Raw genomic sequence first — 15,226 nt, 5'->3', positions numbered from 1 at the left:
CCTGCCCATGATGATAGGCTGCCTAGCTTATCCATTAAAAATGGAAATGATGGGCGTTTATTGCTCTATTGTTATGCTGGTTGCTCTTTTAGAGAGATCATACAAGCGCTTATGAGAATTGGCTTGCTGGGTCATAAAGCTTATGATCATACGCTTTCTTTCTCAAAACAGTGTTATGCTGATCTCAAAGGAGCAAAACAGAAAGCAGAGAGAGCAAAAGCAATTTGGCAACAAAGTCAACCAATCAAAAATACTTTAGCTGAGACCTATTTACGCACGCGGGGGATCACATGTGAATTGCCGTCTGATCTACGCTTTCATGACAAATGTCCACACCCATCAGGGATGACACTACCCGCGTTGGTTGCTCTTGTTAAGGGAGCTGGTTCCTTTGCGATCCATAGAACCTTTTTACAAGCTAATGGCTGCAAAACAGATCGGTCACCAGCAAAAGCTATGTTGGGATCTGTAACGGGCGATGCTGTGCATTTAAGCCAAGGCAATGATCAGCATCTTGTTGTTTGTGAGGGCATTGAAACTGGTCTGGCTTTGTTGTCTGGGTTGTTATCAGAGCCCGTGAATTTATGGGCATCCCTTTCAACCCATGGCATGATGCATTTGAATTTTCCCCATAACAAAGCGCGTCTCACCATTGCAATGGATGGCGATGATGCGGGTCGTAAAGCAGGTTTTAACCTCGCTGCGCGTGCCTATAGACAAGGCTTTGAGGTCTTTATCATGCAAGCTCCATACGGTCTAGGTTTCAACGACTTTCTAATATTGAAAGGTATAAATAAATGAGAGAGAATAAAAACAATATTGTAGATACCGACAATCAAAATACACTCGTCAATGATAACGATAATGGCTCTTTAAACGAAAATGCTTGTTTAGAAGCTATTCCTTATGAACAGGCATTGCAACAAAATGGTTGGGGGGAATTAAAACCAATTGAGTATACTCTTTTACCCGTCGAGCCTTTTGATCTTATACAAGTCCCATATGTCTTAAGTCGCTATATTTATGACGTTGCTGACCGTCAACAATCCCCTATCGATTTTGTCGCCATCTCTGCTTTGTGTGGCTTGGCTGCTCTCATTGGCAATGGCGTGCGGATTGCTCCAAAACAACATGATGATTGGAAAATTGTTCCTAATCTCTGGGGAGCTCTTATTGGGCAATCGTCGACATTCAAAACTCCAGCCATGAAAGCCGCTTTAACACCTATCCTTGCTTACAAGTGATATTTTTGTCGATTGTTTGTGCCACAAGCCACGTTGTCACAAAAGCTCCACACGACCACTTAATTCCATGGCTTGAAGCAAACTGCCGTGTTTCACAGGTTTCAACACTATATAATCGGATATTACGAACAATCCTCTTTCTCTACACCTCATCCGTAGGTGTGATCATTTTAAAAGTAACACCACTTGTCACCTGTATGGCACCTGAATAAACTAGTACATCTCTCTTGCAAAAATTTAACTACCGTTTGAAACTCATTTACAAGCTTCTTATCATGAACATGAGAATGTTGTTTAATATAAGCTTTTGACAAGTCAAAGTCTTGTTTATAAATAGCATTCCTGCCCAAAACGTTTATTAAAAGCACTTTAAAAATTTGAAATTAGTAATATTTTTGTATTACTTCTAATGAAGTAGTGACTTTATAGCTAATTGGCTGGCGATAACATTTTTAAAGGATTATCAAGCGTTATTCTTTGTACTTGAGAAGGAGAAAGTTTTGCTTCTTGGAACCAGTTTGCACTGTCTTTCAACCATGTTGGAATATCAGTTCCCCCTAATTGTCCGAGATCTGAACTATAAATCACATTATTAACTTTAGATAATACAGAAAACATGTCTTCTTTTGTTTGATATCCTAGATAAAAAGTTAAAGCGCATTGCTCTATATAAAGCCAATCATGTTCTCCCAGAGCTTGTAATTGTTCTGCAGAAAAACCTGTCATTGGATTAGCCGGTTGATTTAAGAGGAGTCTACAATTGCTTTTTTTTGCTACAGCATCTAGCAAACGTAAAGTTGCATCTTTAGAGGCATGCCCAGAAGAGAGAACAATTTCATTGTCAGCAGCAAAAGTTATGAGTTCGTAAACCTCTGATTTTAGATATCCTTTCTCATCGGTAATAGCTGTTGGCTGCTGAGCAAGAAAAGCAGCATAATTATTAGAAAAATTTCGCTTGAGACGGCTACGATGATGTGTTGGCACAATAGTGGGAAAATGTACAAGCAATTTTGATTTTGAAACAAATTGATAATGTGCTAAAGCGTGTTTAACTGAAAGTAAACTTAAACCACCTGAAGCATAATTAAGAACAATAGAACCAAAAACAGGTAAATTTTGTTCTTGTAAAGCTGTGGCAATTGCAGCTGTACTGCCTAAATGATTTTTAAAAATAACTCCACCTTTGTGTTTAGCATAAATTTGTGCAGCTTCATAAGCTGAATATGCTCTATCAAATAAATCTGGACGCGCATGATAATGAATATCTACAAATTTTAATCGCTTCCGCCAGAACTGTATAAAGGATGTACTCACAACTTTTCCTTCCAAGGAATTTCATAACCTTCTTGAATCCGTATATTTTCAAGCCGCTCTCCGCCTTTAAGCGCAGTCAAAATACGCGCTTCTGTTTTATCAACATTTTCAGCACGACGAATAATCTCAGATAACTCTGAATTAGGAAGAACTAAAACACCATTATCATCAGCAAAAACCCAATCTCCAGGAACAATTTTTATTCCTTCAATGATTAAAGGGACCTGCACGGCTCGTATACGTGCACGGTTTTTACCAGAAACCATATAAATATTTTTTGTAAAAAGAGGATAATGTAGAGCCTTAATTTCAGCAATATCTCGGGCAGAACCATGAATAACAGTCCCTACAATTTTTTGCTGTAGTGCCTTATGAGTTAATATATTTCCCCAACTAGTACAATCACATCGACCATTATTATCAATCACCACGACAGATCCGGCAGGTACATCATCAATATAATTACCAGCATTCGTAAATGTTTTATTTTCTGGACTAAAAGACTCATATTGTACCGTAAATACAGGACCAGCTATTTTAATATTACTTAAGCGTGGTTTAATGTTCGGTAAAGCTCCTTGCAAATATAAACTATCTAAAGCATCAGAAACAGCTGCTGTATCTAATGCCAGTAATCGTTTTTTGAGTATTTCTATATTTTCATCAAGTCTCATTTTTTTCCTCTGTTTTTAAATATCTTTTTAAAACCAACCAAGCTGCATATTCCTGTAAGACTACGCTTAAAAGTGGTCGTGTATAGGGAAAAGTTATAAGATCATCATCATAGCCTTTTATTCGTATAGCCATGGAAGCATGTCCAAGACTTTCCTTCTGACTTTCTAATATCTCCAAAGACGGCGATAAACTAACTTCAACCTCAAGCTGCGGAACATTTTCTTCATTTTTTTCTATTGGCTGAAAATATTTTAAAAGCAGAGGATCATTTCCTAACCAATAAACTTCTGCGTACATTGCTAATTGTTCACGAGCAGTGGTAATTCCTGTTCCAACCAAATATGGACGAAAATAATTTTCAAATTCTTCAATTAAATGCTGTGCCAAAGGCGTTGAAGATTGACCAATCAGTTGTACAAGAACATAAGGACTTTTCCATAAAAAATGCCGTTCGAATGGCTCAGTGGCGAAATGATCATCAACCCAATGTGCAATTGTACTTTCATCAATTCCAATTAAAGTCCATGCATATTGAGCGCGTGTTACAAAAGAATACTTCTTTTCACCATGTTCTAAATACTCTTCTAAAAGGGCAAGAGCTTGTGTAGGCGGACCAGGCAAAACAACAAGGGAACTTTCCTCACAAGAGAGATAAAAACCAGGCGCCGTTCCTGTAGGATTATCGAGTACTTTTGCTGTTTCAGGAAACAATGCTTGACGCGCATTGCTTTTATCCGGTGTAATACCCAATCGCTGTAATTGACTTTTTATTGTTTGCCAAACAGCTTCATGGTGAATTAATGGCCGTTGCACAGCTTTTGCAATTGCATCACGTGTTTTATCATCTGATGTTGGTCCCAATCCTCCGCTGATAATGATAAGATCTTCTTGTCCAAGACAGGCAACTACTGTTTCGCTTATTTGCTGTAATTGATCAGCACAAACAAAATGACGCGTGACTTGTATATTTCTTTTTTCTAAGCTTCGACTTAAATCTTGCAAATTTGTATTCAAATATTGTCCCGAAAGAAGTTCATCACCAACCGTAATAATCGCCGCACGACAGACAGTAACAGGATTTATAAGGGAATTGAGAACAGTTTCTGCCATTTGGCGAGTAGAAGCTGAGCCTCCCAAATCATAGGTCACAGTTTTACCGGCACGAATAACTTGATCAACACTTTCAGATAGTTGTTGCGCTGCATCTTTAAAACCTAAATGATCTAAGAGTAAAGCCGTGGTATAAAGCATGGCAGAAGGATTTGCTTTATTCTGTCCAGCAATGCGCGGTGCACTGCCATGAACAGGTTCAAAATAAGCAATTTTGCTTCCCACATTTGCACTAGGTGCAAGTCCCAATCCTCCCATCACTCCAGCAGCAAGGTCAGAGAGGATATCGCCAAACATATTTTCAGCAACAATGACACCAAACTGCTCTGGCTTCGTTGTAATCCACAAAGCAACTGCATCAACATTATGAATATCTGCTTCAATTTCTGGATAATTTTGTGCAACTTTCTCAAAAATTTCTTGAGCAAACTGACCACTCTCCCGCATAACATTCGGTTTATCAGCAAAAGTAACCCGTTCAAACCCATATTTGCGTGCATAAGAAAAAGCGTATTCAAATAACCGCTCTAAACCAAAGCGTGTCTGCAAACGGACTGTCCATGCTGCCTCCTCAAGACCATATTTTTCTAAATTTGGATGTTTTAACCATGCTGCTGTCTCAGAAGTTATGCCCCGAAAATCCAAACCTGCATAGAGACCTTCGCTATTTTCTCTGATAACACAAAAATGAAAAGGCTTTCTCGAACCAAAGATATATCTGACAGGGCGTATATTTGCAAACAGACCTAACTTTTGACGAAGCTGAATAACAGGAGAAACATAAGAAAGCTTTTTCTCTCTTAAATGGGGGGCAAGCTCTTTTAAAGCAGCTTCTTTTCCTTTGCTGGTCACAGCTCCAAGTAAAACAGCATCACTTTCAGCAATTTTTTGCCAGGTCGCTTTTGGAATAGGATCACCTTCCTGTTTCCAACATTCCCAACCAATATCGCCATAAGTTAATTCAATCGGCAACTTAAATTGCTCCAAAACCATCAATGCAGCATCACAGACCTCTGGCCCCACCCCATCACCAGGTAACACAAGAACTTTCTTCTTCATAACTCATCAATCCATTCATCAATAATTGCATCTGTCATAGTAGGATTATCCTCCCACAAACGCATACCAGCACCAGAAATAATCTTGTATTCATGATTCATACAATGACTTCTTGTTTGATTTTCTACGGTTGCAAGTTGTGACTTTTCACCTACCAAAGCTAAAAACTTTCCAGTGTATTTGATAATCTCATCCCTCGCATCCATTTCCAATAACAATTTAAATCCTCTTGTCATACGTTCAATTGCCATGCTTTTTTGTTCATCAGAAATCTTCAATAAGGTTCTTTTTTTAATTGCCCCAATAGGCTGCACGAAAGCATCTAATATTTCCAGAGCTCCTGACAAATCACCGCTTTCCAATAAAGTAAGAAGATATCCAAGTCGTTGTTGTAAAAGCTTATCTGGATAGCCTGGCGCGTTCACTGCGAGTACGGCTTGAGCATTTGGAAGTTTTGCTGCCAACATTTGTACCAATGTCCCAGCCATAGCAAATCCCACCAGTATAAAAGGCTCCCGAAAGCGATCTTTGAGCTCTGCTATAAGTGAAGGAATAACTTCTATCGTAGAGTTACTAGAAAAAAGAGATAACGTATCTAATAGCGTAACCCTAAATCCTCTTTCTAAAAATAGGTTTTTAAGTGAAGAGCAAAAGGTTCCTTTATCCCAAACTGGCATTACAGGCGCAAGAATAACACTATGAAAATTCATATCATTTAAACCTCCTGCGCCTTTTGTTTCAAAGTTTGGATAGTAACCAGGACCTCTTCCATACCTAAAGGTATTTTAGTCTCTAGCAAAGTTTGATATTCAATGCTTAAATTACTTAGTCCTAAAAGGAGATCAACAGAGCTTCGATGCACAGGTGAATAAAAGGAGTGGCTCTTTAGATTTTCTATCTGTTGCAAAATTTTACCCGTATTGTAATATGCTTCCTTTTTATGAAAATTCAAAAGAGCCAACCATAACTCTAAAGTAAGATTCCCTGCTCCTTTGCCCATCCCCATTAACGAACTATCAATAAAGCTTGCACCGGCTTCTACAGCTGCTATGCTATTTGCCATAGCCATACCTAAATTATCATGTGCATGAAAACCAATTTCTAAAGGTGAGATATCTTTTATTTTTTGCACGAAGTGCGTTACAGTCTCAGGTAAGAGGCTTCCATTAGAATCGGCTAAATATAAAATGCTAGCTCCACAATTAACCGCTTCTATTGCTATGCTTTGTAAATACTTTTCATCTACTTGACTCACTCTCGTAACATTAATACTGGTAGACAGCCCTAAAGAATTGGCATAGTGGCAAAGTGAAAATGTAGACTTAATATCATTTTTATTGAGACAGAGTCTTAAGAGTGTAATCCCCATTTTTTTTAGTTCTCGAATATCCGACTGATTAATATTATGTGGATGTGCAATAATGACAAGCTTAGCGTTCGGAATAGCATCATGTAATAGCTGAATATAATCATTAGAGCAAAAAGCCGTTTGGCCCACATTGTTCATAGGCTTAAACGAACCGTTACGATAACCGATCTCAATATATTCTACTCGAGAATCTGTCAGATTTTTAATATGCTCAATAACGTAATCTAATGAAAAAGAAAATTGATTCCTGTATCCTCCGTCACGCAAAGTAACATCAAGATTTTTAAGCATAGTCCCCTCCCAATTTGGTTGTTTAGTTTGATTGTTTTTCTAAATTAATAAAATAATTTGCTTTTCGAATGTAAATTATAAAACCCACGATACAGCATGTCGCTAATAAAATGGCAACGTTCCATGGATTATGTTGGGACATTTTCCCAATAACCGCAGATCCCAGTGCAGCACTTCCTAATTGCAAAGCTCCCATAACACCAGATGCTGCTCCAGCAGCTTGTGGATGAGATGAAATTGCCAAAGCTGTTCCTAATGGCAACAAAAAACCATTACCAAAAGTAAGAAGAGAAATGGTTATTAAACTTGTTACAAGTGGCCATGGACTTATATACATTTGTAGAGCAAATAATACCCCTCCCAAGACAAAAATAACATATCCACGCCGAATAGTATGTTCCATGGATTCTTGTTTGAGAAATCTTCGCGCTACTAAGTTCCCTAAGACATAAGTTAAAGAAACACCAATGTAACTATAACCAATATAGAAAGTTGATAAGCCTAAAGCTGTGAGGAAAAAAGGTGACTCTACAATGTAAGCAAAATAAGTTGCATATGCAAAACAGGGAATCAGAGCATAAAAGATAAACTGTTTGTTTCTAAAAACACCTAAACTGCCCTTCATGATTCCTACAGGAGCGAAAGATTGACGTTTTGTGGGAGGAAGAGTCTCTATTAATACAAAACAACAGAGCAAAATGGTGAAAAGTATAAAAAGGCTTAAAAAAACAAAAGTGGCTTGCCAATTAAAAGCTTGTAATAAGATCCCCCCAATGAATGGAGCAATTGCCGGCGAAATACCAACAAAGGGGAAAATAACCAAATAAAACTTTCCTGCAGCCTTTTTATCCATCAAATCGTTGATAATGGCGCGACTTAAGACAATACCTGAACAGGCTCCAAGACCTTGTAAAAAACGTAGTGCGAAAAAAGCTTGAAGATTGACTGTGTAAATTATACCCACTGTAGTACAAAGCCATAAAAACAAGCCAAACAGAAGTGTTTTTTTACGTCCAAAATTATCACTGAGTGGCCCATAAATGAGTTGTCCAATAGCTAATGCCAGTAAAAAAATTGCCACTGCATTTTGAATCTGGGATTCCGTCACTTGATAGTATTGGCGCATATCTCCAAGCGCCGGAAGAAAAATATCAGTAGAAATCAAACCTCCCACTGATAAACAGACAATAAGTAGCATAAATAATAACGTAGGTTTATAATACATAAAAAAACTTTAATAGATTATGCTTTAATAATTTCTTACTATCATTTTAAAAATGATATAAAATATAATTGTTTTATATTTCATCTTTATCCACAAAATATGAGATATTTTATTAAATATCTGCCTGCTACTATAATATTATTGTATCAATAAAATAAAATCCTATCCTTATAAACAAGCATTGCAACAAAACGGTTGGGGGGAATTAAAGCCTATCACGGCGGCTCTCTTACCCGTCGAGCCTTTTGACCCATTACAACTCCCAATGCCATTCATAGATTATGTTTATGACGTTTCACAGCGTCAACAAGCCCCTATGGATTTTATTGCTGTCTCTGCTCTCTGTGCTTTGGCTGCTGTGATTGGCAATGGCGTGCGGGTTGCCCCAAAACAACATGATGATTGGATTGTGGTGCCTAATCTCTGGGGAGCTCTTATTGGTCAACCTTCAACCATGAAAACGCCTACCATGCGAGCGGCTTTAGCTCCTATCACTTGCCTTCAAAAGCAATGGTATAAGGATTGGTTAAAGCAGAAAGAGAGACAAGAAATTGAAGAGATACTTGAGACTTTAGACAAGTCCGAAAAGAAAAAACAAGCCCATAAAGCGATAAAAAAAGGAGATCTTGAAACAGCCCGTGCTCTTTTGTCTGAAACCCTCTCTAAAAATAATGCGCATGATGATGAGATCTCTCGTTTTATTGTCAATGATACGAGCGTGGAAAAGCTTGGGGAACTTTTAAAAGAAAATCCCCGTGGTCTCTTGATGGTGCGTGATGAATTATCCGGTTTCTTAACAGATATGGAACGTAAAGAATATCAATCAGACCGTGCCTTTTATTTGGAAGCTTTTAATGGAGATGGTCAATTTACTTATGACCGGATTGGGCGTGGAACCATTTTTATTCCCAATGCGACCGTCTCTATTATAGGGGGCATTCAACCCTCTCGCATTCTGCCCTTTATACGCAATGTTTTATATGGCAAAGGCAATGATGGTTTCTTACAACGCTTTCAAATGCTTGTATGGCCCAATGAGACAAAAGATTGGAAATGGGTTGATCGATATCCCAATCGAGAGGCATGGGAAACTTATGAAGAGGCATTTCGTTCTCTTTATGATAAACCCCTTGGTTCACCAGAACACCCACTGGTGATGCGTTTTGCTCCCAAAGCTCAAGAGATCTTTCGTGAATGGATGCAAAAGATTTTTAAAGAAGCCAAAGAAAATAACCTTTCTGAAAGCTTACAAGCGCATCTTTTGAAAATGCCTAAGACCATAGCAAGTCTTGCATTGATTTTTGAACTTCTTGATAGTGGTCGTTTTGAAATTGGACTCTATGCTATTACAACAGCTTTGCGTTGGGAAAAATATTTGTTAAGTCATGTCAAAAGGCTCTATGCGGCAGCGGATAGCTTAGCAACAGAGGGAGCAAAACTGATTGTCGAGCGCTGTGATCATTTACCTGATGTTTTTACTTTACGTGATATTCATCAAAGAAGTTGGATAGGTTTAAAAGACAAAGAAGCTGTGAAGCAAGCTTTAGAGCTCTTATGTCGCTCCAATCATATTCGTCAAATATCAGTGGAAAATAGCTCTCAAGGCGGTCGACCTACCATACGTTATGAATGGCACCCTTTTGTTAAAAACAACAGCATTAAACAATGAAGCCATTGTAATCTTTTGTTGTCCTTAAAACCTTCAAAGATCTTATTGTACCAACACAGAGAGTTCACGAAGTATCTTTGAGGGTTTTTGTTTTATAATTTTTAAAAGAAGAAACATACAGAGGTCCTTTTAACCTTGTGTCAAAGATATCCAAAATACAACCTCTATAGGTTTTGAAGGTTTTTTGGGTTTTGACGGTTGCTTCTTTTAGATAAAAAACGATAAAAAGTAAAAACGTTATATTTCAATAGGTTAAGATTTTACAGACCTTAAAAAACAACCCATATTGATAATACAACCTCTAAATTCAACTAATAATATAGGTTTTGAGGGGGTTTTGACGATTTTTACACCTTCAAAACCTATAAGCAAAATTCGTAATAAAATCTATCAAAACACTCATTTTGATATTTTAAAGCACATATCGAATTTGTTGTTTTGTTCATAAAACGAATAGCAAATTTCACTAGTTTGCTGATCTTATCCCATATCATGGGCTGTGGATAAATAGCCTTTAAAAACTTCTTAAAAAAAATTATCCGCTTTTTTTGCATTTTTTCTGCATTTTTTTTCATCATTCATTCAAAATGTATTTAATAAGCTTCATTTCGATTCTTTTGAAGAGAATTAATTCAACAGAATATATCGTTATGGAGTGCTTTCTTTATGCTTCAATCTGTTAAGTCCGATAATGAACACGTCACTTTACGCCCTCTCTTACAATCCTATCGCGATCAAACAGCATCAAATGCTCTACGGGGAAAAGTATTTGAAGATTTTGTAACTAAATATCTTATGCATGATCCTTTGCATTATGGACGATATGAAAAAGTTGAGAGTTATTATGAATGGGCGAAAGAGCGTAAGGATTGGAATAATAATGATATCGGTATTGATCTCGTTGCTAAGCTTCGTAATCAAGAGGGTTATGTAGCTATTCAATGTAAGTTTTATCAAGCAGATCATCAGATCAGTAAAAAGGATATTGATAGTTTTATCGCGGCATCTGGAAAAGATATCTTTAAATATCGTCTTCTCGTTGATAGCACGGAAGTGGACTTAAGTGACAATGTGAATGCCATGATTAAAGGACAAGCGATCCCCGTTTATCGCATTGACCTTCGTCATATGGAAAACAGTCGGATAGATTGGCAAATATTTGCAACAAAACAAGAAGTGGTTCTGAAATCAACAAAAGAGCCTCGTCCCCATCAAGAAGAAGCCATCAAGAAAGTCTGTGAAGGTTTAAAAGAAGCAGACCGTGGCAAGCTTATTATGGCATGTGGAACGGGCAAAACTTTTACCAGTTTGAAGATAGCAGAAACCATAGCAGGTCAAGGCAAGCGTGTTTTGTTTCTGGTACCTTCTCTGGCTTTAGTCTCGCAAACAATCCGTGAATGGACAGCCGATGCACAAGTCCCGTTGCGTTCCTTTGCGGTGTGTTCGGATACGAAAGTAGGCAAGCGTCGTAAAAATCAAGATGATATTGTTGGCATGGAAACATCAGATCTTGTTCTCCCTGCTACCACGGACGCCAAAGCCCTTGCTAAAGAAGCTCGTGAAAACCTAGCAGATGCGATGACGGTTATCTTTTCAACTTACCATTCTATCCAAGTGATTTCTGATGCACAAAAGGATCATGGATTACCCGCATTTGATTTGATCATCTGTGATGAAGCGCATAGAACGACTGGAGCTTTATTGGGAAGTGAAGACAATGAATCTGAATTTATCAAGGTTCACGATAACAGCATCATTCAAGGCAAAAAACGTCTGTATATGACAGCAACGCCTAAGATCTTTAGTGACAAGCTGAAAAGGAATGCTTTCTTATCCAATAACGTTTTAGTGTCCATGGATAATGAAAAACTCTATGGCAAACAACTTTTCTCTTACAACTTTTCTCGTGCTTTAGAGGATAAGCTGTTAGCACCTTGTAAAGTTATCATATTAGTTGTCAATGAAAAAGAAGTAAGCCAATCCATTCAACATCTTATTACCGATAAGAATTATGAACTTATTCTGGACGATAGGACCAAGATTAATGGCTGTTATAGAGCCCTTACCAAAATGGATCTGAAACTTGATCTTAAAGATGACCCCAAGCCCATGCGTAGAGCTTTAGTTTTTTGCAAAGATATTGAGACTTCTAAACGCATATGCAAGAGATTCAAAAAAGAAAAAGTGCAAGAATCTTTACGCGCTCTTCATAAGAACTATAAAGATACTCCTCCTCTTAACTGTACCCTTGCCCATATTGATGGAACCTTTAGTGCTAAAGAGCGTACGAAACAACTCGACTGGTTAAAGGAAGATGCGGGGGAAAATACGTGTCGTGTACTTACCAATGTACGCTGTCTGTCTGAAGGCGTGGATGTTCCTGCTCTTGATGCCATTCTATTTTTACACCCGCGAAAAAGTCAAATTGAGATTATTCAAGCGATAGGACGCGTCATGCGTCGAGCAGAGGGTAAAAAAAGAGGCTATATCATTCTACCCATTGGGATACCCGCTGACATTCCGCCGGAAATAGCCTTAGAAAACAACAAAAAATATAATGTCATCTGGCAAGTTCTCAATGCTTTACGTGCCCATGATGACAATTTTAATAAAATAATTCACCATATGCACAAAAAACAAGACGTAAGCGATGCTCTTGAAATCGTTGCTGCTTCTCAAGAACTTGAGTTAGAAGATACGACTACGGTTATTGATGATTTACCTATACGCTCAAAATTAGAGTATTCAGGACTTAATATTGGGTTAGCAACTTACGAATCCTCTCACATATGTGAAGAACAAGGAGAACTCCCCCTTTTTTCTAAATGTAAAGATGTCATTAAAGCTGCTATTGTTAATAGATATTACGACCCTAGCTATTGGAAAAAATGGGCAATAAATGTTGGTGATCTTGCTCAAACTCATATCACACGCTTAACTGAGGTTTTAAAAAAATCAGAAACTGAAACACGGCAGGTGTTTAATGATTTTATGACCGAATTGCGTAACAATTTAAACACAACTATCTCCGAACAAAATGCAATTGAAATGCTTGCGCAACATCTTGTGACGCGTCCAGTCTTTAATGCTTTATTTGAAGGGCATCAGTTTGTTCAAGAGAATCCCGTCTCTTGTGCTTTACAACGTGTACTCAATGTCCTTGATAAAGTTGCCCCTAAAGAAGAATCTCAAGATCTCAAAAATATTTCTAAGAGTGTACAATTTTACACGCGTGGAATTACCACTCTTGAAGCACAACAAAGTTTAATTGTAGAGCTTTATAATGAATTTTTCCGTTATGCTTTTCCACGTACAGTAGAAAAATTAGGAATTGTTTATACCCCCATTGAGGTTGTTGATTTTATCATTCATTCTGTTGATGATGTGTTGCGTAATGAATTTGGCAAAAGCTTGGGATCACGAGGTGTCTCCATTCTCGACCCTTTCACTGGAACGGGTACCTTTATCACACGGCTTTTACAATCAGATCTCATCAAACCAGAGGATATGGAATATAAATACCGTTATGATATCCATGCAAATGAGATTGTCTTGCTAGCCTATTACATAGCAGCCATTAATATTGAAGCAACTTATCATGGTCTTATGAAAGGAAATTATATCCCTTTCAAGCATATTGGTTTGACTGATACGTTTCGAATGATTGAAAAACAAGATCTTATGGAAGGTATACTCAAAGAAAACAGTGAATATTTGGAACATCAGAAAAAGCTGGATATTAAAGTTATCTTCGGTAACCCGCCTTATTCAACTGGTCAAAAAAGTGCTAATGATAATGCAAAGAATACCCCTTATCCCATATTAGATAATCGTATCAGTGAAACTTATGCTGCTCAATCTGAATCAATCAATATGCAAGCACTTTATGATAGCTATATACGAGCAATTCGATGGGCTAGTGACCGTATAAAAGATTGTGGTATTATTGGTTTTGTGACAAACGCAGGGTTTATTAATGCATGTTCTTTAAATGGTTTACGCAAGTGCCTCGTTGAGGAATTTAGCAGCCTTTATATTTTCCATTTACGGGGCAATCAACGAACGTCTGGAGAACTTTCGCGAAAAGAAGGCGGTAAGATTTTTGGTTCTGGCTCTCGTGCCCCTATAGCGATTTCTATTTTGGTTAAAAATCCAAATGCACAACAGCATGGTAAGATATATTTTCGGGATATTGGAGATTATCTCAATAGAAAAGAAAAGCTTACGATAATTGAAAAATTTAGGAGCATTGATGGTATTACACAGAGCAAACAAGGTTGGCAAATAATTATACCGGATAAGCATAATGATTGGCTTGGTCAACGTGATGACAATTTCAAGACATTCCTAGCTTTAGGTGATAAGAAGCCTCATAGTAAAAAACTGTTTGAGATTTATTCTTGTGGTCTAAAAACCAATCGTGATGCTTGGGCATACAATGCAAGCAATGAAACTCTCGCGAAAAATATGAGTAATATGATTACTTTCTACAATAGTGAAGTGGAGCGTTTTAATGGTGTTTATACACATGATAACGGTAAAACACGTACTAAAACTGTAGATAATTTTGTTAATGCCGATGAAAGCAAAATTAGTTGGAGTATTAATCTTAAGAAACATTTAACTAAAGGAAAGATTTTTGAATTTGAAGATACATGCCTTATTCAAAGTTTATATCGTCCTTTTACACAACAATGGCTCTATTATAATCGTGCCTTTAATGAAATGGTTGCTCAAATTCCATATATATTCCCGATGAAACAAGCGGTTGAAAATAGAGTAATACAAATTACAGGTACAGGTGCAATGAAAGGATTTTCTGTACTAATGGGTAAGGATATACCTAATTTTGATTCAATAGAAAAAAGTCAATGCTTTCCACGATATTTCTATGAATCTGTTGAATCTTTAAAAAATGAAAAACAAACCCATTTGTTTGCAAATGCTACAGAAGACAGCAAAATAGCTGATTTACAAAAGCGTGATGCTATAACTGATGAAGGATTAGCACATTTTAAAACAGCTTATCCTAATGAAACCATAACAAAAGATGATCTATTCTATTATGTTTACGGTCTTTTGCATTCGGAAGATTATCGCTCTCGTTATGCTGATAATTTATGCAAAGAATTACCTCGCATTCCTTGTGTAAAGAGTGCTGATGACTTTTGGAAGTTTGTAACAGCAGGGCGTGAATTGGGTCATTTGCACGTGAATTATGAAGATGTAGAGCCTTATCCAGTGACCTTTAAAAAGGGTAATCCAAAAGT

9 protein-coding genes and 2 pseudogenes are annotated in these 15,226 nt (G+C 37.4%); 4 read left to right on the top strand and 7 right to left on the bottom strand.

The annotated features are described in order from the left end of the window. Positions 1-801, top strand: an 801-nt coding sequence (locus ABID39_RS07135) for a DUF7146 domain-containing protein (RefSeq protein WP_354187394.1), incomplete at its 5' end; no start/stop codon positions are given. Further along, positions 798-1,235 (top strand): annotated as a pseudogene (locus tag ABID39_RS07130) (DUF3987 domain-containing protein); the annotation flags it as partial. The gene ABID39_RS07135 and the pseudogene ABID39_RS07130, both read left to right, overlap by 4 nt. On the opposite strand, the pseudogene ABID39_RS07940 reads toward ABID39_RS07130, so the two are convergent. The 7 genes and pseudogenes from ABID39_RS07940 to ABID39_RS07095 form a co-directional block, all read right to left on the bottom strand. Further along, positions 1,231-1,464: pseudogene (locus ABID39_RS07940) on the bottom strand (nuclease); the annotation flags it as partial. The pseudogenes ABID39_RS07130 and ABID39_RS07940 overlap by 5 nt on opposite strands. Positions 1,465-1,673: 209 nt before the next feature. Beyond that, positions 1,674-2,558: a DUF6282 family protein gene (locus tag ABID39_RS07120; RefSeq protein WP_354187390.1), complete on the bottom strand. Its 885-nt coding sequence runs from the start codon at positions 2,556-2,558 to the stop codon at positions 1,674-1,676. Further along, the gene (locus tag ABID39_RS07115; RefSeq protein WP_354187388.1) at positions 2,555-3,232 is read right to left on the bottom strand and encodes an RraA family protein; all 678 of its coding nucleotides are present in this window, start codon (positions 3,230-3,232) and stop codon (positions 2,555-2,557) included. The genes ABID39_RS07120 and ABID39_RS07115 overlap by 4 nt, the downstream gene beginning before the upstream one ends. Then, a complete protein-coding gene (locus ABID39_RS07110; RefSeq protein WP_354187386.1) occupies positions 3,222-5,402 on the bottom strand; it encodes an isocitrate/isopropylmalate family dehydrogenase in 2,181 nt (726 codons plus the stop codon). The genes ABID39_RS07115 and ABID39_RS07110 overlap by 11 nt, the downstream gene beginning before the upstream one ends. Next, positions 5,399-6,112 (bottom strand): alpha/beta fold hydrolase, encoded by a 714-nt coding sequence (locus tag ABID39_RS07105; RefSeq protein WP_354187384.1) that lies wholly within the window; start codon positions 6,110-6,112, stop codon positions 5,399-5,401. Before ABID39_RS07105 ends, ABID39_RS07110 begins: the two co-directional genes overlap by 4 nt. 5 nt (positions 6,113-6,117) lie before the next feature. Then, entirely contained in the window at positions 6,118-7,062 is a 945-nt protein-coding gene (locus tag ABID39_RS07100; RefSeq protein WP_354187382.1) for a hydroxymethylglutaryl-CoA lyase-like TIM-barrel protein, read from the bottom strand. A 22-nt stretch (positions 7,063-7,084) separates the two neighbouring features. Next, positions 7,085-8,287, bottom strand: a complete 1,203-nt coding sequence (locus ABID39_RS07095) for a multidrug effflux MFS transporter (RefSeq protein ID WP_354187380.1) — start codon at positions 8,285-8,287, stop codon at positions 7,085-7,087. 145 nt (positions 8,288-8,432) lie between these two features. Here ABID39_RS07095 and ABID39_RS07090 point away from each other — a divergent pair, with 145 nt between their 5' ends. Both ABID39_RS07090 and ABID39_RS07085 read left to right on the top strand, forming a co-directional pair. Further along, positions 8,433-9,956, top strand: coding sequence for a YfjI family protein (locus ABID39_RS07090; RefSeq protein WP_354187396.1), 1,524 nt, complete (start codon positions 8,433-8,435; stop codon positions 9,954-9,956). Between the two features lie 666 nt (positions 9,957-10,622). Then, positions 10,623-15,226: DEAD/DEAH box helicase (locus tag ABID39_RS07085; RefSeq protein WP_354187378.1), on the top strand; the 4,604-nt coding region annotated here is incomplete at its 3' end.

This window comes from Bartonella japonica, from assembly GCF_040545385.1.
GTDB lineage: Bacteria > Pseudomonadota > Alphaproteobacteria > Rhizobiales > Rhizobiaceae > Bartonella > Bartonella japonica.
This window is presented reverse-complemented; position numbering and strand designations above follow the sequence as displayed.

What these genes read in the sequence shown, in the direction of transcription:
- ABID39_RS07115 (WP_354187388.1), bottom strand. Translation starts at nt 3,232, where the DNA reads ATGAGACTTGATGAAAATATAGAAATACTCAAAAAACGATTACTGGCA.
- ABID39_RS07110 (WP_354187386.1), bottom strand. Translation starts at nt 5,402, where the DNA reads ATGAAGAAGAAAGTTCTTGTGTTACCTGGTGATGGGGTGGGGCCAGAG.
- ABID39_RS07105 (WP_354187384.1), bottom strand. Translation starts at nt 6,112, where the DNA reads ATGAATTTTCATAGTGTTATTCTTGCGCCTGTAATGCCAGTTTGGGAT.
- ABID39_RS07100 (WP_354187382.1), bottom strand. Translation starts at nt 7,062, where the DNA reads ATGCTTAAAAATCTTGATGTTACTTTGCGTGACGGAGGATACAGGAAT.
- ABID39_RS07095 (WP_354187380.1), bottom strand. Translation starts at nt 8,287, where the DNA reads ATGTATTATAAACCTACGTTATTATTTATGCTACTTATTGTCTGTTTA.